A 23,442-nucleotide genomic window follows, 5' to 3' on the forward strand; every position below is an offset into this window, starting at 1 on the left:
ATGCAAGAGGAGCAAGCAATGAAGCATGATCCAAGATACGCGCCCCGGCATGACGCTGACGATTTCGACAGGGATCCCGGCCGGGATGCTTCCCGAGATGGGCCCTACCGGCGCGAGGCCGCGCGAACTCCGGGCGGGCGTACGACCCGTGCTGGCCTGCGCAGCCGCAGCGCCGATCCCGGCCAAAGCAGTTATGGGGGCTTCAGCAACGAGGACCCCTCCTACCAGCGGCAGCAGGTATATGGTTCGCGCGAACCCTCTTACTCCGGCCCGACTTCCTTCGGCGACGAGGAGGGCGGCTACTACGGGGATCGTCCCGCCTGGGACGATGAGCAAGACCTTTCCTTCCAGACCGCGGAGCGTGGAGGTTATAACCGCGGCCCTCAGGCGTGGCGGGACCGGGGTTCGCGCCGGATCGACCCACGCGGTTATGTCAGGACCGACGAGCGCGTGCGCGAGATCGTCTGCGAGCACCTTGCGGACAGCGGCCTGGACGTCAGCGATGTGTCGGTCAGCGTTGCCGAGGGTTGCGTGACGCTGGAGGGCACGGCGCCGGACCGGCGCACCAAGCACCGCATCGAAGACAGCGTGGACGCGTGCGCGGGGGTCAAGGACGTGGAAAACCGCATCCGGGTCGCCGGCGCCGTGGCAGGGCGCCAATCCGGAGACGCATCATGAACAAGATCGCATTGATCAGCGAGCATGCTTCGCCGCTGGCCATCGCCGGCAGCGTGGACAGCGGCGGGCAGAACGTCTATGTGGCGCACGTCGCGCGGGAGCTGGCACGGGCCGGCATGCAGGTGGATATCTTCACGCGCAAGGACAACGCGGCGCTCCAGGCGGAACACGCCTGGATGCCGGGGGTGAGGGTGATCCACGTGCCTGCCGGCCCCGAAGTCTATCTGCCCAAGGAGCAGATGCTGCCCTACATGGATGAGTTCGCGGCCTATCTGCTGCGCTACTTCGGGCGGCAAGCCCAGGGCTACGACGTCATCCACGCCAACTTTTTCATGTCGGCCATGGCCTCGTTGCCGGTGTCGCAACGCTATGGGATTCCTTTGGCGGTGACCTTCCATGCGCTTGGCAAGGTGCGCCGACAGTACCAGCAGGAGGCGGATCTGTTTCCCGACACCCGGTTCGACATCGAAGAGGAAGTGATCAGGCGCGCGGACCGCATCATTGCCGAATGTCCCCAGGACCGCCGCGACCTGGTGGGCCTGTACGGCGCCGACCCGCGCCGTATCGACATCGTTCCCTGCGGCTACGACGCGGCCGAGATGGCCCCCATGAATGCAGCCCGGGCCCGTGCGACGCTGGGTTGGAATGATGACGCCTACACCTTGCTGCAGCTGGGCAGGATGGTTCCCCGCAAGGGCGTGGACAACGTCATCCGTGCGCTGGGACGGCTGCGCTGGCGCCATGGCGTGGTCGCCCGGTTGTGCGTGGTGGGCGGCAATTCCGACGATGCCGACGAAAGCGCCACGCCCGAGATCGGACGCCTGCGCAGAATCGCCGACGAGGAGGGTGTCGGCGCGTGGGTGGAGTTCACGGGGCGTCGCCATCGTGACGAACTTGCCACCTACTACAGCGCCAGCGATGTATTCGTGACGACTCCCTGGTACGAACCGTTCGGCATTACCCCGGTGGAAGCGATGGCCTGCGGGCGGCCCGTAGTGGGTTCGGACACGGGCGGCATACGCAGCACGGTGGTGCATGGCAAGACCGGATTCCTGGTGCCGCCGCGCGACCCCGACAGCCTGGCCGCGCGGCTGGCGGAACTGGCCGCCGATCCCGCAATGCGCGCAAGCATGGGCGAGGCCGGGCGTCTGCGGGCGCGGCGCCTGTACACCTGGAAGCGAGTGGGGCAGGACCTGCTTTCCATTTACCGGCACATGGCTGCTGCGCCGGTGCTTGCGCCGCGCGATGTCACGCGCGTTGCCGCTTGAAGGAGTGAAGCATGCATGAATTCGAAAGCCTGGAAGGACGAGTCGTCATCGTGACGGGGGGCGGCAGCGGCTTGGGAGCGGCCTTGTGCGAGATGCTGGCGGCGGAGGGCGCGCGCGTGGCCGTCGCCGATATCGACGAGCAGCGCGCCCATGAACTGGCCGCCAAGCTCAAGCGTGAAGGCGCCGACGTGATGGCGTGCATCATGGATGTGGGGGTGGTGGCGGACGTGCAGAACGGACTGGACGCAGCGGTGCGCCAGTTCGGCAAGCTCGACGCCATCGTCAACAGCGCCGGCGTGGACGTCACTGCGCCCATAGACAAGCTGGATGCCGACGTCTGGGAACGGGTGCTGCGCACCAACCTGACCGGCCCCTTCCTGATGGCCAAGCTGGGCAAGGACAGGCTCAGCCCTGGAGGCCACATCGTCAATGTCGCGTCCACCGCGGCGCGCCGCGCCTGGCCGAATGCCAGCGCCTACCACGCCAGCAAGTGGGGGCTGATGGGCCTGTCGCACGCCCTGCATGCGGAGCTGCGCGGCGCGGGTCTGAAGGTCAGCGCCGTCATCGCGGGGGGTATGCGTACGCCGTTTCTGCTGGACCGTTTCCCCGACATCGACACGGGGACCCTGCAGGATCCTGCGAACGTGGCGCGCGCCGTGCGTTTCGTGCTGACCCAGCCGGGCGAGACGGTGGTGCCGGAGGTGATGGTCCTCCCCATGAAGGAAACGTCATGGCCATGAGGCCGGCGGTCTTTCTGGACAAGGATGGGACCGTGCTGGAGGACGACCCGTACAACGTCGACCCCGGCCGCATGGCCTATGCGCCGCAGGCGTTTTCCGGCTTGGCGCGGCTGGCTGCGGCGGGGGTGCCACTGGTCGTTGTCAGCAACCAGCCGGGAGTCGCCAAAGGCCTGTTTCCCGCCGTGGCGCTGGAAGCCGTGCACGCCAAGCTTGCCGCGATGTTCGGCGCCGCGGGCGCGCGCCTCGACGGATTCTATTGGTGCCCGCACCACCCGGAAGGCGTGGTCGAAGGCTACGCGGTCCAGTGCGAATGCCGTAAGCCCCGGCCCGGGCTACTGCTGCGCGCCGCGCGGGAGTTGGATCTTGACCTCGCGCGGTCGTGGTTCATCGGGGACATCCTCGATGACGTGGAGGCGGGGAACCTCGCCGGATGCCGCAGCATCCTGCTCGACGTCGGGCATGAAACCGAATGGCGGGAAGGACCCGATCGCATGCCCCATTGCCGAGCGCCGGACCTGGACGCGGCCGCGCGCATCGCAGTCGCCGCCCTGGACGGCAGCCAGCCGGCGCAGGGAGCGTGAAATGAACGGCGAATGGCGTGAATGCTCGCATGTACTGTGCGTGCGCCTGGACAACATGGGCGATGTGCTGATGTGCAGTCCCGCTTTCCGCGCATTGAAGCAGTCCGGCGCCCAACGGCTGTCCTTGCTGACATCGTCCTCCGGGGCCCGGCTGGCGCGGCACATTCCGGAGATCGATACCGTCCTGGCGTATGACGCGGCCTGGATCAAGAATGCATCCCGGGGGCGAGAGGACGATCTGGCTGCGATCAGGCGGCTGCAGGCCTTGCGGCCGGAGGCCGCCGTCATATTCACGGCCTACAGCCAGAGTCCGCTGCCTGCGGCGCTGCTGTGCCACCTGGCCGGCGTGCCTCGGGTGCTGGCCCACAGCCGCGAGAATCCCTACCGCCTCATCTCGGACTGGCAGCGGGAAACCGAGCCCGACGCAGGCATACGCCACGAGGTGCGGCGTCAGTTGGACCTGGTGGCCAGCGTAGGCGCGTTCAGCGCCGACACCCGTATGTCGTTTTGCGTGTCCGAGGCAGACCGGCTGTCCTTGCGGCGCAAGCTGCATGAGCAGGGCGTGACCGAGCAGGAAGGCTGGATCTGCGCGCACGCCGGCGCCACCGCGCCGTCGCGGCGCTATCCCGCTGCCTTGATGATGCAGGCGCTGGTCGGTTTGCGCGGCGACGGGCGGCGCATGCTTCTGCTGGGCGGCCATGAGGACCCGGCGCTGGCCCCAGCGTTGATGAATGCCCGTCCGTTGCTGCCGGGGTTGATCGACCTGTCCGACCAGCTCACCCTGGGCGAGTTGGGCGCCGTCCTGGAAGGGGCCGCTCTGATGGTCTGCAACAACAGCGGTCCTGCGCACATCGCGGCGGCGCTGGGCGTGCCCGTGGTGGACCTGTATGCGCTGACCAATCCGCAGCACACGCCATGGCAGACGTCCTCTCGTGTGCTGAATCAGGACGTTCCCTGCAAGTACTGCTATCGAAGCGTCTGCCCCCTGGGCCATCAGGCCTGCCTCGCCGGGGTGAAGCCCGAACGCGTGACCGAGGCTGCGCGCGAGCTGCTGGCCGAAGCGCGGGCGGCAAGACCTGCGATGGGCACCGTCATGAAGGAGATCCCATGTTTACTCTAGGCATAAACGCGGCATACCACGATTGCTCCGCCGCCCTGGTCCGCGACGGCGTGGTGCTGGCGGCGGCGGAGGAAGAACGGTTCACGCGCGTCAAGCACGGCAAGCGGCCGGTCCCGTTCACCACCTGGCAATTGCCGTACTACGCGATCGACTATTGCCTGTCGGCCGCGGGAATCAGGCTGCGGGACGTTGACCACATCGTCTATTCATACGATCCGGCGCTGCTCGCTGAAGGGCGGCCCCACCCTGCGGATATCGCATTGCCCCTGGAGCCTGCGCGGGCCGGCGTTGCGGAGGAGGGAAGTTCGCCCTGGGATCCGTTGTTCCTGTCGTACCTGGTGAATGCGCCAAGGCAGCTTCTGGACGGGGCGCCTCACCATCTCAAGTCCCCGCGCTTCGACGACCTGACGCTGGAGCACATCATGGACCGCTGGGTCTATCTGGATCATCACCTGTCGCATGAAGCGAGCGCGTTCCTGGCGGCGCCTTGCGCGGAATCCGCAGTGCTGACCATGGACGGACGGGGAGAGCGAACCACCACCAGCTACGGCAATTTTTCCGCGGGCGAGTATGCGCGGTTGAAGCAGATCGACCTGCCGCATTCGCTCGGACTGCTTTATGAGGAGGTGACAAGCTATCTCGGGTTCCTGCATTCCAGCGACGAGTACAAGGTGATGGCCTTGGGCTCGTATGGAAAACCGGCGTTCCGCAATGAATTCCGCGAAATCCTGCACCTGGAGGAAGCGGGCGGGTACTCACTGCATCCGGCCAATCTTGTGGAACGCTTTGGTCCAGCCAGGCGCCGCGGCGCGCCCTTTGACGACCGCCATAAGAACATCGCAAGTTCGTTGCAATACGTGCTGGAGGAGACCGCGTTGCATATGGTGCAGTGGCTGCATGAGGCAACGGGAGCCGCCAATCTCAGCATGGCGGGCGGTGTGGCGCTGAACTGCGTGATGAACGCGCGCATCGCGCGTGACGGCCCCTTCAAAAGCGTGTGGGTTCAGCCGGCGGCCGGCGACGCGGGCACGGCGCTGGGCGCCGCGTTGTATGTGGACTATCACCGGCGCGGCGGCAAGCGCGAATGGGCGATGGAGGACGCTTATCTCGGTCCGTCCTATCCGGACGACGAGATCGAGCGCTTTTTGTATGGATCGCGGCAGGATTTTCGCCGGCTGGACGACGTGGCGGGTGAAGCCGCGGCGTTGCTGGCCCAGGACAAGATCCTGGGGTGGTTCCAGGGCCGGATGGAGTTCGGCCCGCGTGCGCTCGGTGCGAGGTCCATCCTGGCCTCGCCGCTGGATGGGGCCATGCAGGCGCGGCTGAATGGCCTGAAGGACCGCGAGGATTTCCGGCCGGTCGCGCCCGTCGTGATCGAAGAGCGGGCGTCCGAGTGGTTCGACGGGCGGGGAGGGACGATCTGCGCGCCGTTCATGCTGTTCGTCTATGACGTGCTGGCCCACAAGGCGCAGCAGATACCTGCTGTCCGTCACATAGACGGGACGGCGCGCGTGCAGACGGTGCGCCGCGACCAGAATCCGCGCTACTACGACCTGCTGGCAGCGTTCGAGCGCCTGACGGGCGTGCCCGTGCTGGTGAATACCTCCTTCAATACCCGCGGAGAACCGGTGGTCTGCACGCCCCGCGATGCCGTCGAGTGCTTTTGGACCTCGCCCCTGGACGCGCTGGTCATCGGACCGTACCTGATAGAGAAACCGCGATGAACGGCATTCCGGAACCGATCCAGGTGTCGGTGGTCGTCCCCACCTTCAGGCGGCCGGCGCTGCTGGAACGCTGCCTGCGGGCCTTGGCGCGCCAGCAGTTCTCGCGCGATGACTACGAGGTCCTGGTTTGCGACGACGCCGTCAGCAGCGCCACGCGAGCGCAGGTCGACCTGCTGAGGGAGGCGTGGGGCAACCGTCCGGCATTGCGCTATCTGCCGGTGGCGGGAACGCGAGGTCCAGCGGGTGCGCGCAATCTGGGCTGGCGCAGCGCAAAGGCGGAAATCATAGCTTTTACCGACGATGACACCATACCCGAGCCGCAGTGGCTGCGCCATGGCGTGAGTGCACTGACGGCGGATATCGCTGCCGTGACCGGAACCACCGAAATGCCCATTCCGGAGCCGCCCAACGATTACGAGCGCGACGCGGCCGGCTTGACTCGCTCCGAGTTCATTACCGCGAACTGCTTTGTGCGGCGCTCGGCGCTGCAGGCGGTGGGCGGCTTCGATCCGCGCTATACGATGGCGTGGCGCGAGGACTCGGACCTGCATTTCGCGCTGCTGGACAGCGGCCGTGTGGTGAAGCGCGAGCCGCGCGCGCGCGTGCTGCATCCATTGCGGCGGGCCCGGTTTGTTGCGGGCCTGGGCATGCAGAAAAAGGCGATGTTCGACATGCTCTTGCGCCGCAAGTATCCCCTGCTCTACCGGCGCCGGATTCGATCCACGGCCTGGCCTTTCTACCTGTTCGTGACCTTGGCGCTGGCGGCCGCCCTCGCGTTGGCTGCGTTCGGACGTCCTTACGCTGCGCTCGTGGCCGCGGCTCTCTGGGCCGGGCTGAGCACGCGCTTTTTCCTGCGGCGCCTGCGCGGCACTCGGCGCTCCGCGCGCGACGTGGCGGACCTGGCGATCACGTCGGCCTGCATTCCGCTGCTCTCGATCTGGTGGCGCTGCGTGGGCCTGCTCCGGTTTGGAAGGGGCCGGCCATGACCATGCTGCTTGATTCCTCTCGCCCCCTGGCCAGCATTGCCGTGTTCCGCGCCTTGCAGCTCGGCGACCTGCTATGCGCGGTGCCCGCGTTGCGGGCATTGCGGCGCGCGTTTCCGCGAGCGCATATCGCCTTGATCGGGCTGGAAGGGGCGCGGGAATTCCGTGACCGCTTCCAGTCCTATGTTGATGAACTGATCCGATTTCCCGGCATACCCGAGTTCCCGGAACAGCCGGCCAGTCCGCAGGAATTGCCCGACTTCTTCGAGCAAATGCGGCAACGTCGGTTCGACGTGGCGCTGCAGTTGCATGGCAGCGGGGCCAGCTCGAACGCGCTGGTGCAAAAGCTGGGGGCTGCCAGGTGGGGCGGATTCGTGCCCGACGCCAATGGCGAGGTTCCGGGGCTTTGCATGGCTTGGCCTGACGGACTGCCGGAGCCGCGCCGTTATCTGGCGCTGTTGCGTCATCTTGGGATCGACGCCAGCGACGACCGACTGGAATTTCGCTGTACGGAGGCGGACAGGCGCGCTGCGCAATACCTGCTGCGCGCACACGCGCTGGATCCCGCCAGACTGGTGCTCATGCACATCGGAGCGCGCCTGCCCTCGCGGCGTTGGCCGTTGGACCGTTACGCGCGGGTGGCGACGTCCTTGGCCGGCCAGGGCTGGCAGGTCGCGTTGACGGGTACGAGCGCGGAAAGAGACATGGTCGACCAGCTGCGGCGGGAGGCCGCCGTGCCGCTGGCCGATCTGTGCGGCGCGACCGGCCTGGGAAGCCTGGCCGCCTTGGTGGGAGCTTGCCGGCTGCTGATCTGCAATGACACTGGCATTTCGCATGTGGCGGCCGCGATGGGGGCGCCCAGCGTCGTCATCGCCTGCGGCAGCGACGCGCAGCGGTGGGCGCCGCTGGATAGCCAGCGTCACCGGGTGCTGGCTGCCAGCGCGCCGTGCCGCCCTTGCGCCTTTCATGAGTGTCCCATCGGCCATCCCTGCGCGTTGGCCGTGATGGTGCCGCAGGTGCTGGACCAGGCGCGCAGGCAACTGGAGAGGTCGGCGCCATGATCACACCGCTCACCACGGACCCTGCGGTCCGGCGCCTGCGCATCCTGACCTGGCACGTGCATGGCAACTATCTGTATGCGCTGGGCCACGTGCCCCACGACTTCATTGTTCCGGAACTGCCCGGAGGCCCGCCCGGCTATGGCGTACTGGGCCAGCGCATCCCCTGGACCGATAACGTCGCCCAGGTTCCGGCCGCGGACCTGCGCTCGTTGCGGTTCGACTGTGTGCTGTACCAGTCGCGGCAGAACCTCGAGGACGCGCGCTTGCTGCTCAGCGACCAGCAGCGCGCTTTGCCCTGCGTTTACCTGGAGCACAATCCGCCGGAGCCGCATCCCACGGATACGCCGCACCCGTTCACGCACGACCGGGGCTTGATCGTGCATGTGACGCCGTTCAATGCGGCGATGTGGGACAACGGCAGCATGCCGGTGCGTGTGGTCGAGCATGGCGTGCCACCGCCGGGCGCCTCCTATGACGGTTCGCAGGAACGCGGCATAGCGGTGATCAACCATCTGGCACGCCGAGGGCGGCGGCTGGGCCGCGATATCTTCGAGTCCATCCGCGCGCATACGCCGCTGGACCTCATCGGCATGGGCTCCGAGGAGCTGGGCGGCCTGGGAGAGCTCCCCAACATGGAGGTCGCGTCATGCCTGGCGTGTCACCGCTACTTTTTCAGCCCCATTCGCTATGCCAGCCTGGGCCTTTCGCTGGTGGAGGCCATGCTTTGCGGCGTGCCGGTGGTGGGCTACGCGGCAACCGAATTGCCCACGGTGATCCGGAACGGCGAGAACGGTTACGTGGACACGCGGCAGGACCGTCTGGTCGAGGTGGCGCGCCAGCTCCTGCGCGAGCCCGGACTCGCGCGTTCCTGGGGCGCCGCGGGGAGACAGACTGCGCTGGAGCGTTTCGGCATGGAACGCTTTGTCCGCGATTGGATGAACGTGTTCGACACGATACTGGAGGCAGCATGATGGACGATACTGTACGAACGGGCCGGGCGCTGGTTGCAGGCGGAGCCGGTTTCCTGGGTTCGAACCTCTGCGCGCGTCTACTGGCAGATGGCTGGGATGTCTTGTGCGTGGACAATTTCCAGACGGGGCGCGCCTGCAATCTCGCCGGGCTTGCTTCGCATCCGCGCTTTTCGGTCTTGCGCCACGATATCGTGGCGCCTCTCGCGGATATCGCGGTCGACCGCATCTACAACCTGGCCTGTCCAGCGTCGCCAGTGCATTACCAGGCCGATCCATTGAGGACTTTGCGCACCTGCGTGCTGGGCTCGATGCAATTGCTGGAGTTGGCGCGGCGCTGCGGCGCGTGCGTGCTGCAGGCGTCGACCAGCGAGGTCTACGGAGATCCGCTGGAACATCCGCAAAGGGAAGGGTACTGGGGACATGTCAACCCGGTGGGGCCGCGTTCCTGCTACGACGAGGGCAAACGCTGCGCGGAGACCATATTCATGGAGTACGCCCGGCATGAGGGCGTGGTGGTGAAGATCGCCCGCATCTTCAACACGTATGGGCCCCATATGGCGCCGGACGACGGGCGCGTGGTGTCCAACTTCATCGTGCAGGCGCTGGCGGGCGAGCCGCTCACCATTTACGGCGACGGCATGCAGACGCGTTCGTTCTGCTATGTGGACGACTTGATCGACGGACTGGTACGGTTGATGGAAAGCCCCGCGGCGGTCGGCCGTCCCGTCAATTTGGGCAACCCCGCTGAATTGACGATGCTGGAAATGGCGGACATGGTGCGTGAGCTGACCGGCGCGCAAGTTCCGCTGGTGCACCGGAATCTGCCCTTGGACGATCCGATGCAACGCTGTCCCGATATATCGCTGGCCAGGCGCTGCCTGGGCTGGTCTCCGCAGATTGATCCGGCCGAAGGCCTGGCGCGCACCGTGGCCTATTTCAGCGCGGCACGGAGTCTGGCGCAAGGGGGGCGGCGCTGGCGGGCAGGGCTGGCGGCCGAGGCGCATCCCGCCGCGTTGGGCGCCGCTGTGCGAGGCTAGGAAAAACGCCATGAAAGAAGCCGATCCCTCCGATGCCGACCCGGACGACATCATCCCCGGACAGAAGCCGCGGACGCTGAAGGCTTGCCGCCGTTGCGGCTTGTGGCGCAACGCTACGCAGGCGGTGCCCGGTGCGGGCGCCGGCCACGCGGCCATCATGTTGGTGGGAGAACAGCCAGGCGACAAGGAAGACCTGGCAGGGCTGCCCTTCGTCGGTCCGGCCGGCGCCCTGCTGGACAAAGCACTGGCGCAGGCCGGGGTGGAGCGCGCCGTGGTGTACGTGACCAATGCCGTCAAGCACTTCAAATGGCAGCTGCGCGGCAAGCGCCGCATGCACAAGTCGCCCGCCCAGAGCGAAATCCAGGCTTGCAGCTATTGGCTGGACAGGGAGATCGAAGATGTGCGCCCCCGGGTCATCATCGCCCTGGGAGCGACGGCGCTGGGCGCCGTACTGCGCGATCGCAGTCAGACGCTTGCTGCGGCCTTGGGCCAGACCCTGGCGCGTGACTCCATACCGGTGCTGGCGGCCTACCACCCGTCCTATGCCTTGCGCAATCCGGATGCAAGGGGCCGGCAAGCCGCTTACGGAACGATCGTCGATGCGTTGCAGCGGGCGCGCAAACTGGCCGGCGGGAAGTAGGCGGCGCAAGCGCCCGCCCCGGAAGCCCGGCCTGGGTGCGTCGGAAAAAAATACCGATTCAGGACTCTTCCTCCTCCAGCGTGGACGCGCCCGTCGTCCTGGGGCGTTCGCGCATGCGGATCACGCTGAACTCGCCCGTGGCCTCGAGATAGGCCCTGTCGACTTCCGCCAGGTTCGCCACGCCTTTGAGCCGCAGCTGCTCCATCAGCTCGCTGCGTGTGATGTGTTCTTTTCGCAGCCCATGCACCAGCACTTTTCCGGACTTGATCAGGCAGACCCGCTGCGGCTCCAGCAGGCGGCGCAAAGGAGGGACGTAGTAGCTCAGCCGGTCCAGGAGGTAGCTCCAGCCCACTATCGTGGCGACCACGATGATGCCGTCGCCCATGGAGTACGAATCGCCCGACATGGCGTTGCCGGCGGCGTCGGCCACCAGGACCAGCACGAGCATGTCCGCCATGCCCAGGGAGCCCATGTCGCGCCGGCCGGAGATTCGCAACAAGGCGTACAGCACCCAGTACATCGTGGTGCCGCGGATGATCATCTCGACAAAGCCCGCCTGTAGCGCGAAGATTTCGGCGAATTTTTCCATGGCCTTGCCCTAGCAAGCGCCGTGCCGCGCTCAGGCAAGGCCAGCGCGATTGCGACCGGGGCATGGCATTTGCTGAGGGATCCGGTCCATTCCAAGGAGGCCCGCCATGAAACCCAAAGACAGCAAGCCCAACCCGTCAACCGACGATACCGACCGCGAACTGCAGGCCAGCCACCGCGATGAGCAGCACCGGACCAAGAAGGAGGGCCATGTCAGCCAGATAGGCACCGGACAGGATCAGCAAAGCCGGCGCAACCGGGGGGGCGGGGCGCGCAGCAAGGGCTGAGCTTGTCGCGGCATACCCTGCCGCGGCCGCTTGCACGGCGCGGGGTGCGACGCTTTGCGCGCGGCTAGTCCGCGGGCGGCAGTGTGTAGAGAAACGCCGCGATGTCGCGCGCATCCTGTTCGTTCAAACCGAGATCCGGCATGGCGGAGCCGGGCTTTACCGCTGCCGGGTCGCGCAGCCAGCGTTCCAGATTGGCCGGGGTGTTGGGCACGCCGCCCGCGATGTAGGGGCGTTGCGAGATACCGCCCAACGCAGGCCCCACGTGATGGCGCGCGCCCGCCACTCCAGGGATGGCGTGGCAAGTGGCGCAAAGATACTGCTGCAGCGCCGCGCGCCCGGCTGCGGGATCGCCCACGGGCGCCACGGTCTGCGCGGGCTTGGCCGGCGGCGCCGATTCCTGAGTCGTCCCCCAGGTCCTGTAGTCGGCCGGCGACAGGGCCGGCAGCACGCGCATGAACGCGACAATGTTCCAGATTTCGGCATCCGTCAGCCGGTACTGCCAGGCAGGCATGCCCGTCATCTTGATGCCTTGCTGAATGATCCAGAAGATATCGGCCGCGCTGCGGTCCCTGGCGGTCGCGACCAATGCGGCGGGTGCCGGGTTCAGCCCCAGCGCATACGGTTCGGGTGCGACTCCTGGGGCGCCGTGGCATTGGACGCAATGTTTCTGGTAAAGCGCGTATCCGTCGCGTGCCATGCGCGGCGCGTTCAATCCGGGGACCTGCACGTTCGCTGAGCGGCGCTGCACCGAACGGGTCTGCGCTGCCTCCAGCAACTCATGCACGGGCAAGGTGTGCGAGCCGGTGGCGCTGACGTCATACCAGCCGAACCAGACCGCAGCCGCGCCCAGCCCCGCGCCGGCTGCGGCGCAAGCCAGGACGGTCAGGCCGGCGACTTTCCAGCTTTTCACGGCGGTCTCCGGGAAATCATGGGCGGGTCAGCAGGAAGGCCGCAATGTCCCTGGCCTGCGCCGGCGTCAGCCCCGTGGCGGGCATCGCAGTGAGGGGATTGATCGCGGGTGGATCCAGCAGCCAGCGCGCCAGGTTGTCTGGCGTGTTCGGCAATATGCCGCCCAGGTAGGCCCGGCGCGGCACGTCATCGAGCGGCGGTCCCACTCGCGTTGCCGGGCCGGGCATTCCGGGAACCGTGTGGCACGCAAGGCATCCATGCCGGGAGATCAGGAGCCGGCCGCGCGCGGGGTCGGCGCCTTCCAGTTGTTCAGGCTGACCGGCAGGCGCCAACGGCGGCCGGTCGTCTCCGCATGCGCCCAATAGCAGCAGGGCGGCGGCGCCCAGAAGCGCCGAGGCAGGGCAGGCGGGAAAGTACAAGGGTTTGGGCCGGTTGACGCTGACGCCCGCTTGCTCAGCAACTTCCGTGCCGCGGCGCGCTTGCCAGGCACGCCGCATGCTGAGCGGAAGCGTCCCGCCCGGCGCTCGGGTAAGCCGCAGCTGTTCCTGCAAGCCGTATTCCTGGATATGTCTCCCATGCCTCCATTCCTGCTGGCCACTGTGGTGCCTGGCGCGCCATGGGCGGGCCTGCAATCCGTCCTCGATCCGCGGGGCGAAGACTCCGCCCGGATCGCAGAAATCGGCTGGGTGCTGTACCTGGGCGCAGCGCTGATCTTCCTGGCGGCTGCCGTGGTGCTGGGGTTGGCGATGTACGGGTCCGCACCCATGCGCCGCGCGCTGGGCCGGCCTGCGTTGATCGTGGTGGCCGGCGTGGCGTTCCCGGTCGCCGTGCTGACGGCGTTGCTTGCCTATGCGTTGCAGGCCGCGGCCGCCATGGCCCGCGGGCCCGACACTGCAATCCGCATCGAGGTAGCAGGGGAGCTTTGGTGGTGGCGGGTGCGCTATCGGGACGAAACGGGCGCGCTGCTGTTCGAAACGGCGAACGACATACGCATTCCCGTTGGCGCGCCGGTGGAGATCCTGCTGAGTTCCGCCAATGTCATCCACAGCTTCTGGGTGCCCGCGCTGGCAGGAAAGCTGGACCTGGTTCCCGGGAGGGTGAACCGCCTGCGCTTGATGGCGCGCGAGCCCGGCGCGTTCCGTGGCGTATGCGCGGAGTATTGCGGCGCGCAGCATGCCAAGATGCAGTTCGACGTGCAGGCGTTGCCTCCCGCGGATTTCAGCGCATGGTTGGCGGCGCAGCGCGCGCCTGCGGCCGAGCCGCCCGCAACATTGCAGGCGGGCGCCGCGGTCTTCCAGCGCGACTGCGCGCAATGCCATGCCGTGCGGGGCACACGGGCAGCGGGCTCCCTGGGGCCGGATCTGACCCACGTCGCTACCCGGCCGCGGTTGGCAGGCGCCATATCCAATGATGCAGGCGCTTTGGCGGGCTGGATCGCGGGTAGCCAGCACATTAAACCGGGAAACCTCATGCCTGCCTTCGGCCATCTGTCCGGGGAAGAACTGCGCGCCGTGGCCGGCTATCTTGGTTCACTGAAGTAATGGCGGATTCCCAGCCTTCCTCCGGGTCGAGCCAGCTTCCAAATCCGCTCCCGCGGCCGGACGGAGAACTTGAGAGCTTGCAACGCGCATGGCGGCGTCCCACCGGCTGGCGCGCGCTGACTGTCGTCAACAACACGTCCATCGGCCTGCTCTACATCGGCACGGCCCTGCTGTTCTTTCTGCTGGCGGGCGTGCTGGCGCTGATCATGCGTACGCAGTTGGCCGTGCCGGACAACCCGCTGGTAGGGCATGCGCTGTACAACCAGCTGTTCACCATGCACGGCACGGTGATGATGTTTCTGTTTGCCGTGCCAGCCGTGGAGGCGGTGGCGGTGTTGCTGCTGCCGAACATGCTGGGCGCGCGCGATCTGCCGTTTCCGCGCCTGTCGGCCTACGCATATTGGGCTTACGCAATCGGCGGCCTGGTCTTCTTTTGCAGCATCTTCGCGGGACTGGCGCCGGATGGGGGCTGGTTCATGTATCCGCCGCTCACGAGCGCCGCGTACTCGCCGGCCCTCAATGCGGACCTGTGGCTGTTGGGCATAGGATTCATCGAGATCTCGGCCATCGCGGGAGCCATCGAACTGGCCGTGGGCATACTGCGCACGCGGGCCCCAGGCATGACGCTGGACAGGATGCCGGTCTACGCCTGGGTGATGCTGGTGTTCTGCGGCATGGTGATCATTGCGTTTCCCGCTGTCATCGTCGCCACCATGCTGCTGGAACTGGAGCGGGCCTTCGACATGCCGTTTTTCATCGTCGAGCGAGGCGGCGCGCCATTATTGTGGCAGCACCTGTTCTGGTTCTTCGGGCACCCGGAGGTCTACATCATTTTCCTGCCGGCGGCCGGGATGGTGTCGATGATCATTCCGGCCATGACTGGCGCGCGCCTGGTGGGATACCCGCTGGTGGTGGCGGCCGTGGTGGGCACCGGGTTTCTCAGTTTCGGGCTGTGGGTGCACCATATGTACGCCACGGGCATTCCGCCGCTTTCGCTGAGCTTCGCGTCGGCCGCCAGCATGGCGGTATCGGTGCCCACGGCCATGCAGGTATTCGCCTGGATCGCCACGATTGCCGCCGCGACGCGGCTGCGGCCGCTGAAGACGCCCATGCTCTTCATCCTGGGGTTCTTCTTCACTTTCGTGCTGGGCGGGCTGACGGGTGTCATGGTGGCCGTCATCCCGTTCGACCTGCAAGTGCACGATACCTACTTTGTAGTTGCCCACCTGCACTATGTGCTGTTCGGCGGAATGGTGTTTCCGCTGTTCGCCGCGTTTTACTACTGGATGCCCTTCATCAGTACCCGCGCGCTGTCCGAACGGCTGGGCCGCTGGTCTTTCTGGCTGATGTTCGCGGGATTCAATCTCGCCTTCTTTCCAATGCATTTCACCGGCCTGGCTGGCATGCCCAGGCGGGTGTACACCTATGCGGACAGCCAGGGATGGAACGCCCTGAATCTTGCTTCCACCGTCGGCGCCTACTTCATCGCGGCTGGCGTGCTGGTTTTCCTGGTCGACCTGATCCGCAATTTCCGCCCCACCCTGGGTTCGGGAGCGGGCAATGTGTGGGGCGCCGGCACGCTGGAATGGCTGCCCACTGATGCCTACGGCGTGCGTAGCGTGCCGCGGATCACCAGCCGCGAGCCCTTGTGGGACCAGCCGGGCCTGGCGGCGGAGGTGGAGGCGGGCCGCCATTTCCTGCCCCATGCTCCCGCCGGCCTGCGTTCCACGCTGGTGACGAGCGCGGTGGACGCCGAGCCGGATTACGTGCTGGCGCTGCCTGGCCCGGCATGGTCGCCGCTGCTTGCGGCCTTGGGCACGGCGGGCTTCTTCCTGTTGCTGACCTTCAAGCTGCCCATGCTGGCGGGGGCTTTCGGGCTATTGGCGATCGTGTCCTTGTGGCGCTGGCTCTGGGATGCTGACACGGGACCGGACAGGATGGACGTGGACATCGGCGCGGGATTGCGGCTGCCCTTGACTTGCGCGGGCAGCGGCGCGCATTCCTGGTGGGCCATGATCATGCTGGTGATGGTGTGCGCGAGCATTTTCGGTTCGCTGGTCTTCTCCTATCTGTTCCTGTGGACGGCATCACCGGGGAAATGGTCGCCAGTGGGCAGCGGCCTGTCCTGGCCTTGGATGTCGGCAGCGCTCCTGGCCGGATCCTCCGCGCTCCTGGTCCTGGCCGGGCGTGGATTGCGGCAGGGCAGGCGCAGCCGACTGAGATGGAGCATTGCGCTGGCGATCACATCGATGGCGGCAGCGGTCGGCCTGGAGGCGCTGGCGCACTGGCAGGCAGGCCTGCGGCCCCAGGCATCGGCCTACGAAGCCTCGGTCTACGCCTTGGTCGGCTGGCAGGCCGCCTTCGTGGCGTTCTGCGGCCTGATGGGCCTGTTCACGATCGCGCGGTCCGTGGCGGGCAGGCTCAGCCTGGCCCGCAGATCCTGTTTTGACAGCACCGCCATCCTTTGGCACTACAGCGTGGCGCAGGGCCTGTTGGGCATGGGCCTGATCCACGCCTTTCCGCGGCTGGCGGGCTAGCGCCATGAAAAGACGCGCCTGGCTGGAGTTGCTGCTTCTGGTCGCGGGGCCGGTGATCTGGCTGGCCCACTACCTGCTCATCTATGCGGTCAACGCCATCGCGTGCGCGCGCCACGCGCAGGCAGACTTTGCGCTTGGGCTGCCCGCGTCGTCATGGATCATCCTGGCCGCCAGCGCGCTGGCCGTGGCCGCCATGGCCGCGGTCTGCCGGCATCAGCGCGGGCGCGTCCGGCAGCACGGCCTGCCGCAGTTCCACGCCAGGCTTACCGGGATGCTCTGCGCGCTTTCCGCGGTGGCGATCGCATGGGAGATCCTGCCGGTGTTCTCGGCGTCGCCTTGCGGTTGAGCCATTGAATGGTCGGGCATGGCGCTTGCTGAATAGATCGACCCGGATCGAACGCAAGGAGGACACGATGTCTGGAAATGACAAGGAAATCGAGGACTGCACGCGCCTTTGCCTCGACTGCTATCGGAGCTGCCTGCAAACCGCGTCGCAGCATTGCCTGGAGGCCGGCGGCGAACATGTCGAGCCGGGGCATTTCCGCCTGATGCTGGCATGCGCCGAGATCTGTCGAACGGCTGCACACACGATGCTCATCGGCATCGAACAGCACGGCAGAATTTGCGCCGCATGCGCGGAAATCTGCAGGGCTTGCGCGGAAAGCTGTGCCGGCCTGGACGGCATGACGGAGTGCGAAGAAACCTGCAAGCGTTGCGCGCAGGCCTGCGAAAGAATGGCGTAGCGATACAGCCATGACCGTGGTTCAACGTGGGGATGGTCCCCGCATAGGAGAGACGTATGGAGCATCAAACCAATATCGTTGGCGGCCCCAAGGATTCCGCGACCGGGCCTGGCCCCGAGATCATGGCGGCGGACACCCTTGACGGCAACGACGTCGTCAACGCCTCGGGAGAAAGCCTGGGGTCGATCAAGGACATCATGATCGACGTGCCGCGGGGACGCGTGGCCTACGCCGTGCTGTCGCGCGGCGGCATCCTGGGCATGGGCGACAAGCTCTTCGCGATTCCGTGGGCGGCCTTGACGCTGGACACCGACCGCAAGTGCTTCATCCTGAATGTCGACAAGGAGGTCTTGAAGAACGCGCCGGGCTTCGACAAGGACGACTGGCCCAGGATGGCGGACGAAAGCTGGGCGTTGAGCGTGCACAAGTACTACAACCAGGATCCCTACTGGTAGGGCGCAGCTCGGGAGGGCGGCCGCGAGCCGCCCTTTTTCCCCTCCATTTTTTTCCCTTTCTTCTTCCCATGCCGGTCGGCCGGCCCTTCCCATGCATACTCCTCTTACCCACGATGCTGTTCAGGCAATACGCCCGGCCCGGTTTTTGGGAAGACGCCACGGCGAACGAGCCCCTGTCTCCCTGGGCCGTCAGGCGGCGCTCAACGGCTTCAGCTTCCAGGCGCCGGCCGGTCTGGCCGCGCGTATCCGCCAGCGTATCGAGCAAGCCGAAAACGAAGCCTGGATGGCGCGTCTGTGGCAACGCGACGCCACGCTGTGGACCGGGACCGATGAGGATCGCTGGCTGGGTTGGCTGCAACCGGGCATGGCGCCCCGGGCGCTCGGCCGCATGACGGCAATCTGCCGCAGGTTGTGCGTGGCCGGGTTCTCGGATGCGGTGTTGCTGGGCATGGGGGGCGCCAGCCTCGGCGCGGAGGCGCTGGCCCGCACGCTGGGCGTGGCCAGCGGAGGCTTGCGCCTGCACGTGCTGGACTCCACCGACGCGGCCCAGGTGCGCGCGGTGCAGTCCGCGGTGGATCTCACGCGTTGCCTGTTTGTCGTCTGCAGCAAGTCCGGATCGACCCTGGAATCGCGCATGCTCGCTGCCTACTTCCATGAACAGGTGGCGCGGCGGCTTGGACGGCAGGAAGCGGGGCAGCGCTTTGTCGCCATTACCGATCCGGGGTCTCCGATGCTGGACCGCGCGCGGACGGACGGTTATGCCGCCGCCTTCGAGGGCGAGCCGTCCGTGGGCGGGCGCAACTCCGTGCTGTCGCCCTTCGGACTGGTCGCGCTGGCGCTGCTGGGGCACGATCCAGCGGAATTCCTGCGCAGCGCCCGCCCCATGGTGCGGGCATGTGCGGCGCAGGCCCAGGCGCGCACCAATCCGGGGTTGCTTCTGGGAGCGCTGCTGGGCGAGGCAGCATTGGACGGCCGCAACAAGCTCACCATCCTGGCCGCGCCCGGGCTGGAGTACGTGGGGTGTTGGCTCGAGCAATTGCTGGCCGAATCCACCGGCAAGAATGGGCGGGGCATCATTCCCGTGGCCCACGAGCCGGCCGGGGATGCGTGCGATTATGGCCGCGACCGCATGTTCGTCCATCTTGCGCGCAGCGATACGCCCGGCGCCGAGCTGGACACGCGCATGCGGCGGCTGGCCGCTGCGGGATTCCCGGTGGCGCGTTGCGAACTGCCGTCTGCCCAGTCGCTCGGCCAGGAGTTCTTTCGTTGGGAAATGGCCACCGCCGTGGCCGCCGCCGTGCTGCGCGTCAATCCGTTCGATCAGCCGGACGTGGAAGCCAGCAAGGCGCGCACGCAGGCCCTGGCGGCGCGCCACGAAGCCGGCATCGGCGTAGCCGACCTTATGCCCCGGCTGATCGAAGGCGCGCTGGCCTTCCATGGCGAGGCCGAGGGGGCGACCGCGATCGAGCTGCTGGCGTCGTATTTTGCGGGAATGGATCAGGGCGACTACGTGTCGCTGCTGGCCTATGTCGCCCGGAATCCGGTCCATGACGCGCGCCTCGCCGGGATGCGCTGCCGGCTGCGCCAGGCGACCGGCGCTGCAACCATGGTCGGGTTCGGTCCGCGCTACCTGCATTCCATAGGCCAGCTGCACAAGGGCGGCCCCGCGGGCGGACGATTCCTGTTCATTACCGCGGACGCCGGGGAGGAGCTGGAAGCGCCCGGCCACGCCCTGGGTTTCGCCGCCATGCAGCGTGCGCAGGCCTTGGGCGACATGGAAGAGTTGGCCTCGCGGGGCCGGCCGTGCTTGCGCGTGCACATCTCGGGGCCGGTGGAGGCCGGGCTCGCCCGCCTGGCCGCGCTGCTGGACCGCGCGTTGGTCCCACCGGCGCTCCGCTAGCCGGCTTGCTCATCGGCGTCCTGCCGGGCGGGCGCCGGCAGGTGCACGATGCGTTCGGGGAGCGCCAGCGCGATGCCTGCCGTGTCCAGCTCGCGCATGATGCCCAGGTTGATCTCCTGTTGTATGTCCATGTAGCGGTTGTAGTCCGCTGTCATGACGTAGTAGACGGCTTCGTACTCCAGCGCGTTATCGCCGAAACGGGCCAGGTGCGCCCGGTCGTAGCGGGTGCCGGATTGGCGTTCGATCTGCTGTCGGATCAGCTCCGGCACGGTGGCGGCGCGGTCCACCGGCGTCATGTAGGTGATGCGGACGGTGAAGATGATGCGCCGTTGCTGCATCCGCTTGTAGTTCTGGATGGTCTGCTTGAGCAGCTCCGTGTTGGAACACACGATCTGTTCGCCGCCCAGGCTGCGGATGCGCGTCGTCTTCAGGCCCACGTGCTCGATGCTGCCCGCCACCTGTCCGAAGACGATGAAATCCCCAGCCTCGAAGGGCTTGTCGAGCCCGATCGAGATCGAGGCGAACAGATCGCTCAGTATGGTCTGGACCGCCAGCGCGACGGCGACGCCGCCGATGCCCAGGCTGGCCACCAGCGCGGTGATGTTCACGCCCAGATTGTCCAGCATGGCCAGCAGGGCGATGACGGCAACCAGCGTGCGCAGCAGGAACCGGAACAAGGTGGCGGTGACGGCATTGACCTGGCCGCGCGCGGCCAGTGCATGATCGAGTCCCACCTCGACTGCCCGGTCGAGCCACAGGGCGAGCTGAAGCGTCAGCAGCACGAACCAAAGATGCTGGGCTTTGCCCGCGCTCCAGGGCAGTGGGGCGCCGATGAATTCGGCGCCGATCAGGATGGACAGCAACAGCAAAATGACACTGTTGGTGCGCCGCAGGACCTCGGAGACCGAACGCGCAAGAGGATGGCCTGGCGTGTCGGCGCGCTGCCGCAGCCGCGACCGCGTGATCCGCAAGGCGGCGCTCAGCGCGAAGAACAACGCGGCGCCCGCCGTCAGCGCCAATGCCCAAAGCATCAGCGGATGGTCCGAAAGGCCCCGGACCTCAGGCAGCCAGTTTGCGAGCATGCCGTCTCCTGGAGGAAAGCCGCAACGCAGCAATTGCCGTGCCGTCCGCGCGGGCACGTGGTTTGCTGATAGCGAGGCGGCGGCATTCCGCCCGCCTTCAGGAGCAGCGTCATGGACAAAGAGCGCGATACGACGGCGGCGCCCGCCGAGATCTTGAGCGAAGGTGAACTGAGGGCGCGGCGCACGCTCGAAGCAGCGCGGCGCTTGCTCGATCCGCAGGCGGAACCAGCTGCCGCCGTCTCTTCAGTTGAGGCAGAACTCAAGCGCTACGTCAGGGAGGCGTACCACAGGCGCTCATATGGCTCCTATGGTTGAGCGTTACGGCTGCGGTTCGTCCCAGACTGACGCGTGCCGATATTGTTCGGCGCGCGCCAGCGTGCGATAGAAATCCGCGCCAACCCGTATCAGCCTTTCCAGCTCTTCGGGCTGCAGCCTGGGCTGCAGCGCCATCAGGCATTCCGCATAGTTGGCCAGCACCTCGGGCCAGTCATGGAAGTCCCGGTCGACCGCTGGCGTGGCGATCATTTGTGCCAATAGTTCCTCGCGATCCATATGCATGTTCCGCAGCAAGCGCACTGGTTGCAGATGCGCCCGCAGGTATGCGCATCTGTTCCTTCGCTGGTATCCAAATCTCGGGGAAGACTCCTATTTCTTGGCGGCATCCAGGCGTTGCTGCATGGCTGTCGCCATTTCCAGGTGTTGTTGCAGCACCGGCAGGGTCTCGATCGCGAATTGCTTGACGTCGGGATCCTTCACGTCGTTCGAGGCTTTCTCGAAGAGCTTCACCGCGTCCTGGTGCGCGGATACGCCAATCTCGTCCACATAGGCCTTGTCGAAGCTGTCGTCGCGCAAGCCCAGCGCCTTCAGTTTTGCCTGCTGCACCAGCGAGGGTTCGGTCGGCGCCTGATAACCCTTGCCTTGCGCAAGTGTGGCCAATTGCTGGCCGGCCTTGCCGTGGTCGTCGATCATTTTCTGGGCAAACGCCTTCACGTCCGGATCGCGGGCTTTTTCAAGAGCGAGCTTGCTGCCAGCGACTTCCAGGTGGCCGGCCTGGGCTGCGTTCTCCAGGAAGTCCCGGTCGGCGCTGTCCAGTTTCGCTGCCGCGGCCGTGGGAGGCGCGGCGGGCGCGGTTTGCGCCTGCGCAGCATGGGCGGCAGCCAACGTCAGCGAGGCGAGGATCGTGGCGGTCAGATAGCGGGTTTTCATGGAAACCTCCAGATTTGGGCGCGGTGCGCCGTTATGGGTGGGAGCCTGCAGCCACCAGCAATCGCTGTTCCCGCCCGTCAGCGACTTCAGCGGGGCTTGGGCTTGCCCGTCAGTTCGGCGTGGTACTCCACCAGACGCTGCAGGGCATAGCGGGCGCTGGCCAGGCGTATGCCGTTGCGGTTGCCGGAGAAGCGCCGGGTTTCGGCGTAGATTGCCGGCGCGGCATCGGCCTGGCCCGCCTTGAAGACCCAGGCATAGCACTGCGTGCCAGCGGGAATGTCGTCGTCGACCGAGTCGGTGACGCCTGTATTGGAAATGGCGATCAGCGCCGGGCTTTGCCGCGATGCGCCCAGCGCCATCTCCCGCGCTACCGGCTCGCTCGTGAGGTTATGTCGCGCCAGGGTCGCGGGCGTCACCCCAAGGCAACGCATCTTTGCCTGCGGGGAATAGACCACGAATGCGCAGTCCAGCAGCGAACCGGCGCCCGCCACATCCGCCAGCGTGGCGGCGATGAGGCCGGCCGTGCATGATTCCGCCGTGACCAGCGTCAGGGCGTGTTCATGCATGTACGCGGCAACCCGTTCGATCGCGTCCATGGCGGATGGCGCTTTCCGGTTGAGGATCGCCTGGCCTAGCCGCCGTTGCGCACCGGGTCGGGCGGCTTGCGCGATACGCCGGCATGGTCTGCATCGGTGACCCGGTCCGCGCCTATGTCGGCGCCTTCGTGGTCGCGGTCGCGCGGGTTGGCGCTTTCGCGGTCGCCTGTGCCTTGAGCATCGCTATCGGTATGGACCAGATCCTGAGGCAGGTCGCTGGCCGAGTCCGACGAATCGCTGGGACCCAGGTCGGGGCGGGGGGAGGGATCGGTCTCGGGATCGGGCAGGGAGTTGACGGGCGTGCCAGGCATGATGATTCTCCGTAGCGCTGCAATGGGCTCTATGAGACGTTGCGCAGCAAGCCGCGTGCCCGGCTGGCCCGTCCTCCCGAGCGCCGCCGCGCATTACTGCGGATTTCGCACCTGGATGTTGTTGCGGATCTCCTTCACGCCCGCCACGCCCCGGGCCGCACCGACGGCGGAGGCCGCGCTGTCTTCGTTGTCGGCAAAGCCGCTGAGCTGGACCACGCCCTGGTAGGTTTCAACCTGTATGGTGTTGGACCGTAAATTGGGCGTCTTCAGCAACGCCTCCCGCACGCGCGCCGTGGTAGTGACGTCATCGGTGTACTGGCCCGTGCTGCGATGGCCGTCCTGCGCCGCGCAGCCTGCCAGCGCCAAGGCGAGCATTGCTGCGCCCAGGCCGTGAACTATGGATTTTCTGACCATGGATAGTGCTCCTTTGCCGTGGATGGCGGCAGGAAATGCCGCCCCGCGGGAAGCGAGCAACTCGCATGCC

Annotated in this window: 28 protein-coding genes; 19 read left to right on the plus strand and 9 right to left on the minus strand. The window is 66.7% G+C overall.

Annotated elements, in window-relative coordinates; all coding sequences use genetic code 11:
- Positions 1–18: 18 nt before the first annotated feature.
- From DXK93_RS05370 to DXK93_RS05420, 11 genes are read left to right on the plus strand one after another with little or no spacing between them, the layout of a single operon-like run.
- Positions 19–678: a BON domain-containing protein gene (locus DXK93_RS05370; RefSeq protein WP_119449560.1), complete on the plus strand. Its 660-nt coding sequence runs from the start codon at positions 19–21 to the stop codon at positions 676–678.
- Entirely contained in the window at positions 675–1,946 is a 1,272-nt protein-coding gene (locus tag DXK93_RS05375; protein WP_119449561.1) for a glycosyltransferase, read from the plus strand. The genes DXK93_RS05370 and DXK93_RS05375 overlap by 4 nt, the downstream gene beginning before the upstream one ends.
- A gap of 11 nt (positions 1,947–1,957) precedes the next feature.
- Entirely contained in the window at positions 1,958–2,686 is a 729-nt protein-coding gene (locus DXK93_RS05380) for an SDR family oxidoreductase (protein ID WP_119449562.1), read from the plus strand.
- Positions 2,677–3,267, plus strand: a complete 591-nt coding sequence (locus DXK93_RS05385; protein WP_119449563.1) for an HAD-IIIA family hydrolase — start codon at positions 2,677–2,679, stop codon at positions 3,265–3,267. The genes DXK93_RS05380 and DXK93_RS05385 overlap by 10 nt, the downstream gene beginning before the upstream one ends.
- A 1-nt stretch (position 3,268) precedes the next feature.
- Positions 3,269–4,387 (plus strand): glycosyltransferase family 9 protein, encoded by a 1,119-nt coding sequence (locus DXK93_RS05390; protein ID WP_119449564.1) that lies wholly within the window; start codon positions 3,269–3,271, stop codon positions 4,385–4,387.
- Positions 4,375–6,111, plus strand: coding sequence for a carbamoyltransferase C-terminal domain-containing protein (locus DXK93_RS05395; protein ID WP_119449565.1), 1,737 nt, complete (start codon positions 4,375–4,377; stop codon positions 6,109–6,111). Before DXK93_RS05390 ends, DXK93_RS05395 begins: the two co-directional genes overlap by 13 nt.
- Complete coding sequence (locus DXK93_RS05400) at positions 6,108–7,097, plus strand: glycosyltransferase family 2 protein (RefSeq protein ID WP_119449566.1); 990 nt, start codon at positions 6,108–6,110, stop codon at positions 7,095–7,097. The genes DXK93_RS05395 and DXK93_RS05400 overlap by 4 nt, the downstream gene beginning before the upstream one ends.
- Positions 7,094–8,155 (plus strand): glycosyltransferase family 9 protein, encoded by a 1,062-nt coding sequence (locus DXK93_RS05405; protein ID WP_119449567.1) that lies wholly within the window; start codon positions 7,094–7,096, stop codon positions 8,153–8,155. Before DXK93_RS05400 ends, DXK93_RS05405 begins: the two co-directional genes overlap by 4 nt.
- Entirely contained in the window at positions 8,152–9,126 is a 975-nt protein-coding gene (locus tag DXK93_RS05410) for a glycosyltransferase (RefSeq protein ID WP_119449568.1), read from the plus strand. The genes DXK93_RS05405 and DXK93_RS05410 overlap by 4 nt, the downstream gene beginning before the upstream one ends.
- Positions 9,123–10,163: a UDP-glucuronic acid decarboxylase family protein gene (locus DXK93_RS05415; protein WP_370126340.1), complete on the plus strand. Its 1,041-nt coding sequence runs from the start codon at positions 9,123–9,125 to the stop codon at positions 10,161–10,163. Before DXK93_RS05410 ends, DXK93_RS05415 begins: the two co-directional genes overlap by 4 nt.
- A 10-nt stretch (positions 10,164–10,173) precedes the next feature.
- Positions 10,174–10,803 (plus strand): UdgX family uracil-DNA binding protein, encoded by a 630-nt coding sequence (locus DXK93_RS05420; RefSeq protein ID WP_119449569.1) that lies wholly within the window; start codon positions 10,174–10,176, stop codon positions 10,801–10,803.
- Between the two features lie 58 nt (positions 10,804–10,861).
- Here DXK93_RS05420 and DXK93_RS05425 read toward each other — a convergent pair whose 3' ends face one another.
- Positions 10,862–11,392, minus strand: coding sequence for a DUF421 domain-containing protein (locus tag DXK93_RS05425; RefSeq protein WP_119449570.1), 531 nt, complete (start codon positions 11,390–11,392; stop codon positions 10,862–10,864).
- Between the two features lie 106 nt (positions 11,393–11,498).
- Between DXK93_RS05425 and DXK93_RS05430 the strand changes: the two genes are divergently transcribed.
- The gene (locus DXK93_RS05430) at positions 11,499–11,678 is read left to right on the plus strand and encodes a hypothetical protein (RefSeq protein ID WP_119449571.1); all 180 of its coding nucleotides are present in this window, start codon (positions 11,499–11,501) and stop codon (positions 11,676–11,678) included.
- A gap of 64 nt (positions 11,679–11,742) precedes the next feature.
- Here the strand turns inward: DXK93_RS05430 and DXK93_RS05435 are convergent, their stop codons facing one another.
- Positions 11,743–12,588 (minus strand): c-type cytochrome, encoded by an 846-nt coding sequence (locus tag DXK93_RS05435; protein ID WP_119449572.1) that lies wholly within the window; start codon positions 12,586–12,588, stop codon positions 11,743–11,745.
- Between the two features lie 16 nt (positions 12,589–12,604).
- Positions 12,605–13,084 carry a cytochrome c family protein gene (locus tag DXK93_RS32485; RefSeq protein WP_119449604.1) on the minus strand — a complete coding sequence of 160 codons (480 nt, stop codon included), beginning with the start codon at positions 13,082–13,084 and terminating at the stop codon, positions 12,605–12,607.
- A gap of 78 nt (positions 13,085–13,162) precedes the next feature.
- On the opposite strand from DXK93_RS32485, the gene DXK93_RS05445 reads away from it, so the two are divergent.
- The 6 genes from DXK93_RS05445 (at position 13,163) to DXK93_RS05470 (ending at position 19,763) form a co-directional block, all read left to right on the plus strand.
- Positions 13,163–14,128 (plus strand): cytochrome c oxidase subunit II, encoded by a 966-nt coding sequence (locus DXK93_RS05445; protein WP_119449573.1) that lies wholly within the window; start codon positions 13,163–13,165, stop codon positions 14,126–14,128.
- A complete protein-coding gene (locus tag DXK93_RS05450; RefSeq protein ID WP_119449574.1) occupies positions 14,128–16,665 on the plus strand; it encodes a cbb3-type cytochrome c oxidase subunit I in 2,538 nt (845 codons plus the stop codon). Before DXK93_RS05445 ends, DXK93_RS05450 begins: the two co-directional genes overlap by 1 nt.
- Before the next feature lie 4 nt (positions 16,666–16,669).
- Positions 16,670–17,011 (plus strand): hypothetical protein, encoded by a 342-nt coding sequence (locus DXK93_RS05455; RefSeq protein ID WP_119449575.1) that lies wholly within the window; start codon positions 16,670–16,672, stop codon positions 17,009–17,011.
- Between the two features lie 67 nt (positions 17,012–17,078).
- Entirely contained in the window at positions 17,079–17,408 is a 330-nt protein-coding gene (locus DXK93_RS05460; RefSeq protein ID WP_119449605.1) for a four-helix bundle copper-binding protein, read from the plus strand.
- A 56-nt stretch (positions 17,409–17,464) separates the two neighbouring features.
- Positions 17,465–17,863 carry a PRC-barrel domain-containing protein gene (locus DXK93_RS05465; RefSeq protein WP_054453518.1) on the plus strand — a complete coding sequence of 133 codons (399 nt, stop codon included), beginning with the start codon at positions 17,465–17,467 and terminating at the stop codon, positions 17,861–17,863.
- Between the two features lie 145 nt (positions 17,864–18,008).
- Positions 18,009–19,763: a hypothetical protein gene (locus tag DXK93_RS05470; protein WP_158598547.1), complete on the plus strand. Its 1,755-nt coding sequence runs from the start codon at positions 18,009–18,011 to the stop codon at positions 19,761–19,763.
- Here DXK93_RS05470 and DXK93_RS05475 read toward each other — a convergent pair.
- Complete coding sequence (locus tag DXK93_RS05475; protein WP_119449577.1) at positions 19,760–20,845, minus strand: mechanosensitive ion channel family protein; 1,086 nt, start codon at positions 20,843–20,845, stop codon at positions 19,760–19,762. The two genes, DXK93_RS05470 and DXK93_RS05475, sit on opposite strands and share 4 nt — an antisense overlap.
- Positions 20,846–20,956: 111 nt before the next feature.
- Here DXK93_RS05475 and DXK93_RS05480 point away from each other — a divergent pair, with 111 nt between their 5' ends.
- Entirely contained in the window at positions 20,957–21,160 is a 204-nt protein-coding gene (locus DXK93_RS05480) for a hypothetical protein (RefSeq protein ID WP_054453512.1), read from the plus strand.
- A gap of 3 nt (positions 21,161–21,163) precedes the next feature.
- Here the strand turns inward: DXK93_RS05480 and DXK93_RS05485 are convergent, their stop codons facing one another.
- From DXK93_RS05485 to DXK93_RS05505, 5 genes are all read right to left on the minus strand, one after another.
- Positions 21,164–21,397, minus strand: a complete 234-nt coding sequence (locus tag DXK93_RS05485) for a hypothetical protein (RefSeq protein ID WP_054453510.1) — start codon at positions 21,395–21,397, stop codon at positions 21,164–21,166.
- Between the two features lie 93 nt (positions 21,398–21,490).
- Positions 21,491–22,051: a DUF4142 domain-containing protein gene (locus tag DXK93_RS05490; protein ID WP_119449578.1), complete on the minus strand. Its 561-nt coding sequence runs from the start codon at positions 22,049–22,051 to the stop codon at positions 21,491–21,493.
- A gap of 86 nt (positions 22,052–22,137) precedes the next feature.
- Positions 22,138–22,647 (minus strand): CinA family protein, encoded by a 510-nt coding sequence (locus DXK93_RS05495; RefSeq protein ID WP_119449579.1) that lies wholly within the window; start codon positions 22,645–22,647, stop codon positions 22,138–22,140.
- Between the two features lie 35 nt (positions 22,648–22,682).
- Positions 22,683–22,958, minus strand: coding sequence for a hypothetical protein (locus DXK93_RS05500; RefSeq protein WP_119449580.1), 276 nt, complete (start codon positions 22,956–22,958; stop codon positions 22,683–22,685).
- 93 nt (positions 22,959–23,051) lie between these two features.
- Positions 23,052–23,372, minus strand: coding sequence for a BON domain-containing protein (locus DXK93_RS05505; RefSeq protein WP_054453503.1), 321 nt, complete (start codon positions 23,370–23,372; stop codon positions 23,052–23,054).
- Positions 23,373–23,442: the final 70 nt, after the last annotated feature.

The organism is Achromobacter sp. K91 (assembly GCF_003576205.1).
GTDB lineage: Bacteria > Pseudomonadota > Gammaproteobacteria > Burkholderiales > Burkholderiaceae_B > Achromobacter > Achromobacter aegrifaciens.

Excerpts from the sequence above, each read along its gene's own strand:
- DXK93_RS05370 (WP_119449560.1), top strand. The coding sequence starts at position 19 with ATGAAGCATGATCCAAGATACGCGCCCCGGCATGACGCTGACGATTTC.
- DXK93_RS05375 (WP_119449561.1), top strand. The coding sequence starts at position 675 with ATGAACAAGATCGCATTGATCAGCGAGCATGCTTCGCCGCTGGCCATC.
- DXK93_RS05380 (WP_119449562.1), top strand. The coding sequence starts at position 1,958 with ATGCATGAATTCGAAAGCCTGGAAGGACGAGTCGTCATCGTGACGGGG.
- DXK93_RS05385 (WP_119449563.1), top strand. The coding sequence starts at position 2,677 with ATGGCCATGAGGCCGGCGGTCTTTCTGGACAAGGATGGGACCGTGCTG.
- DXK93_RS05390 (WP_119449564.1), top strand. The coding sequence starts at position 3,269 with ATGAACGGCGAATGGCGTGAATGCTCGCATGTACTGTGCGTGCGCCTG.
- DXK93_RS05395 (WP_119449565.1), top strand. The coding sequence starts at position 4,375 with ATGTTTACTCTAGGCATAAACGCGGCATACCACGATTGCTCCGCCGCC.
- DXK93_RS05400 (WP_119449566.1), top strand. The coding sequence starts at position 6,108 with ATGAACGGCATTCCGGAACCGATCCAGGTGTCGGTGGTCGTCCCCACC.
- DXK93_RS05405 (WP_119449567.1), top strand. The coding sequence starts at position 7,094 with ATGACCATGCTGCTTGATTCCTCTCGCCCCCTGGCCAGCATTGCCGTG.
- DXK93_RS05410 (WP_119449568.1), top strand. The coding sequence starts at position 8,152 with ATGATCACACCGCTCACCACGGACCCTGCGGTCCGGCGCCTGCGCATC.
- DXK93_RS05415 (WP_370126340.1), top strand. The coding sequence starts at position 9,123 with ATGATGGACGATACTGTACGAACGGGCCGGGCGCTGGTTGCAGGCGGA.
- DXK93_RS05420 (WP_119449569.1), top strand. The coding sequence starts at position 10,174 with ATGAAAGAAGCCGATCCCTCCGATGCCGACCCGGACGACATCATCCCC.
- DXK93_RS05425 (WP_119449570.1), bottom strand. The coding sequence starts at position 11,392 with ATGGAAAAATTCGCCGAAATCTTCGCGCTACAGGCGGGCTTTGTCGAG.
- DXK93_RS05430 (WP_119449571.1), top strand. The coding sequence starts at position 11,499 with ATGAAACCCAAAGACAGCAAGCCCAACCCGTCAACCGACGATACCGAC.
- DXK93_RS32485 (WP_119449604.1), bottom strand. The coding sequence starts at position 13,084 with ATGCGGCGTGCCTGGCAAGCGCGCCGCGGCACGGAAGTTGCTGAGCAA.
- DXK93_RS05445 (WP_119449573.1), top strand. The coding sequence starts at position 13,163 with ATGCCTCCATTCCTGCTGGCCACTGTGGTGCCTGGCGCGCCATGGGCG.
- DXK93_RS05450 (WP_119449574.1), top strand. The coding sequence starts at position 14,128 with ATGGCGGATTCCCAGCCTTCCTCCGGGTCGAGCCAGCTTCCAAATCCG.
- DXK93_RS05455 (WP_119449575.1), top strand. The coding sequence starts at position 16,670 with ATGAAAAGACGCGCCTGGCTGGAGTTGCTGCTTCTGGTCGCGGGGCCG.
- DXK93_RS05460 (WP_119449605.1), top strand. The coding sequence starts at position 17,079 with ATGTCTGGAAATGACAAGGAAATCGAGGACTGCACGCGCCTTTGCCTC.
- DXK93_RS05465 (WP_054453518.1), top strand. The coding sequence starts at position 17,465 with ATGGAGCATCAAACCAATATCGTTGGCGGCCCCAAGGATTCCGCGACC.
- DXK93_RS05475 (WP_119449577.1), bottom strand. The coding sequence starts at position 20,845 with ATGCTCGCAAACTGGCTGCCTGAGGTCCGGGGCCTTTCGGACCATCCG.
- DXK93_RS05480 (WP_054453512.1), top strand. The coding sequence starts at position 20,957 with ATGGACAAAGAGCGCGATACGACGGCGGCGCCCGCCGAGATCTTGAGC.
- DXK93_RS05485 (WP_054453510.1), bottom strand. The coding sequence starts at position 21,397 with ATGGATCGCGAGGAACTATTGGCACAAATGATCGCCACGCCAGCGGTC.
- DXK93_RS05490 (WP_119449578.1), bottom strand. The coding sequence starts at position 22,051 with ATGAAAACCCGCTATCTGACCGCCACGATCCTCGCCTCGCTGACGTTG.
- DXK93_RS05495 (WP_119449579.1), bottom strand. The coding sequence starts at position 22,647 with ATGGACGCGATCGAACGGGTTGCCGCGTACATGCATGAACACGCCCTG.
- DXK93_RS05500 (WP_119449580.1), bottom strand. The coding sequence starts at position 22,958 with ATGCCTGGCACGCCCGTCAACTCCCTGCCCGATCCCGAGACCGATCCC.
- DXK93_RS05505 (WP_054453503.1), bottom strand. The coding sequence starts at position 23,372 with ATGGTCAGAAAATCCATAGTTCACGGCCTGGGCGCAGCAATGCTCGCC.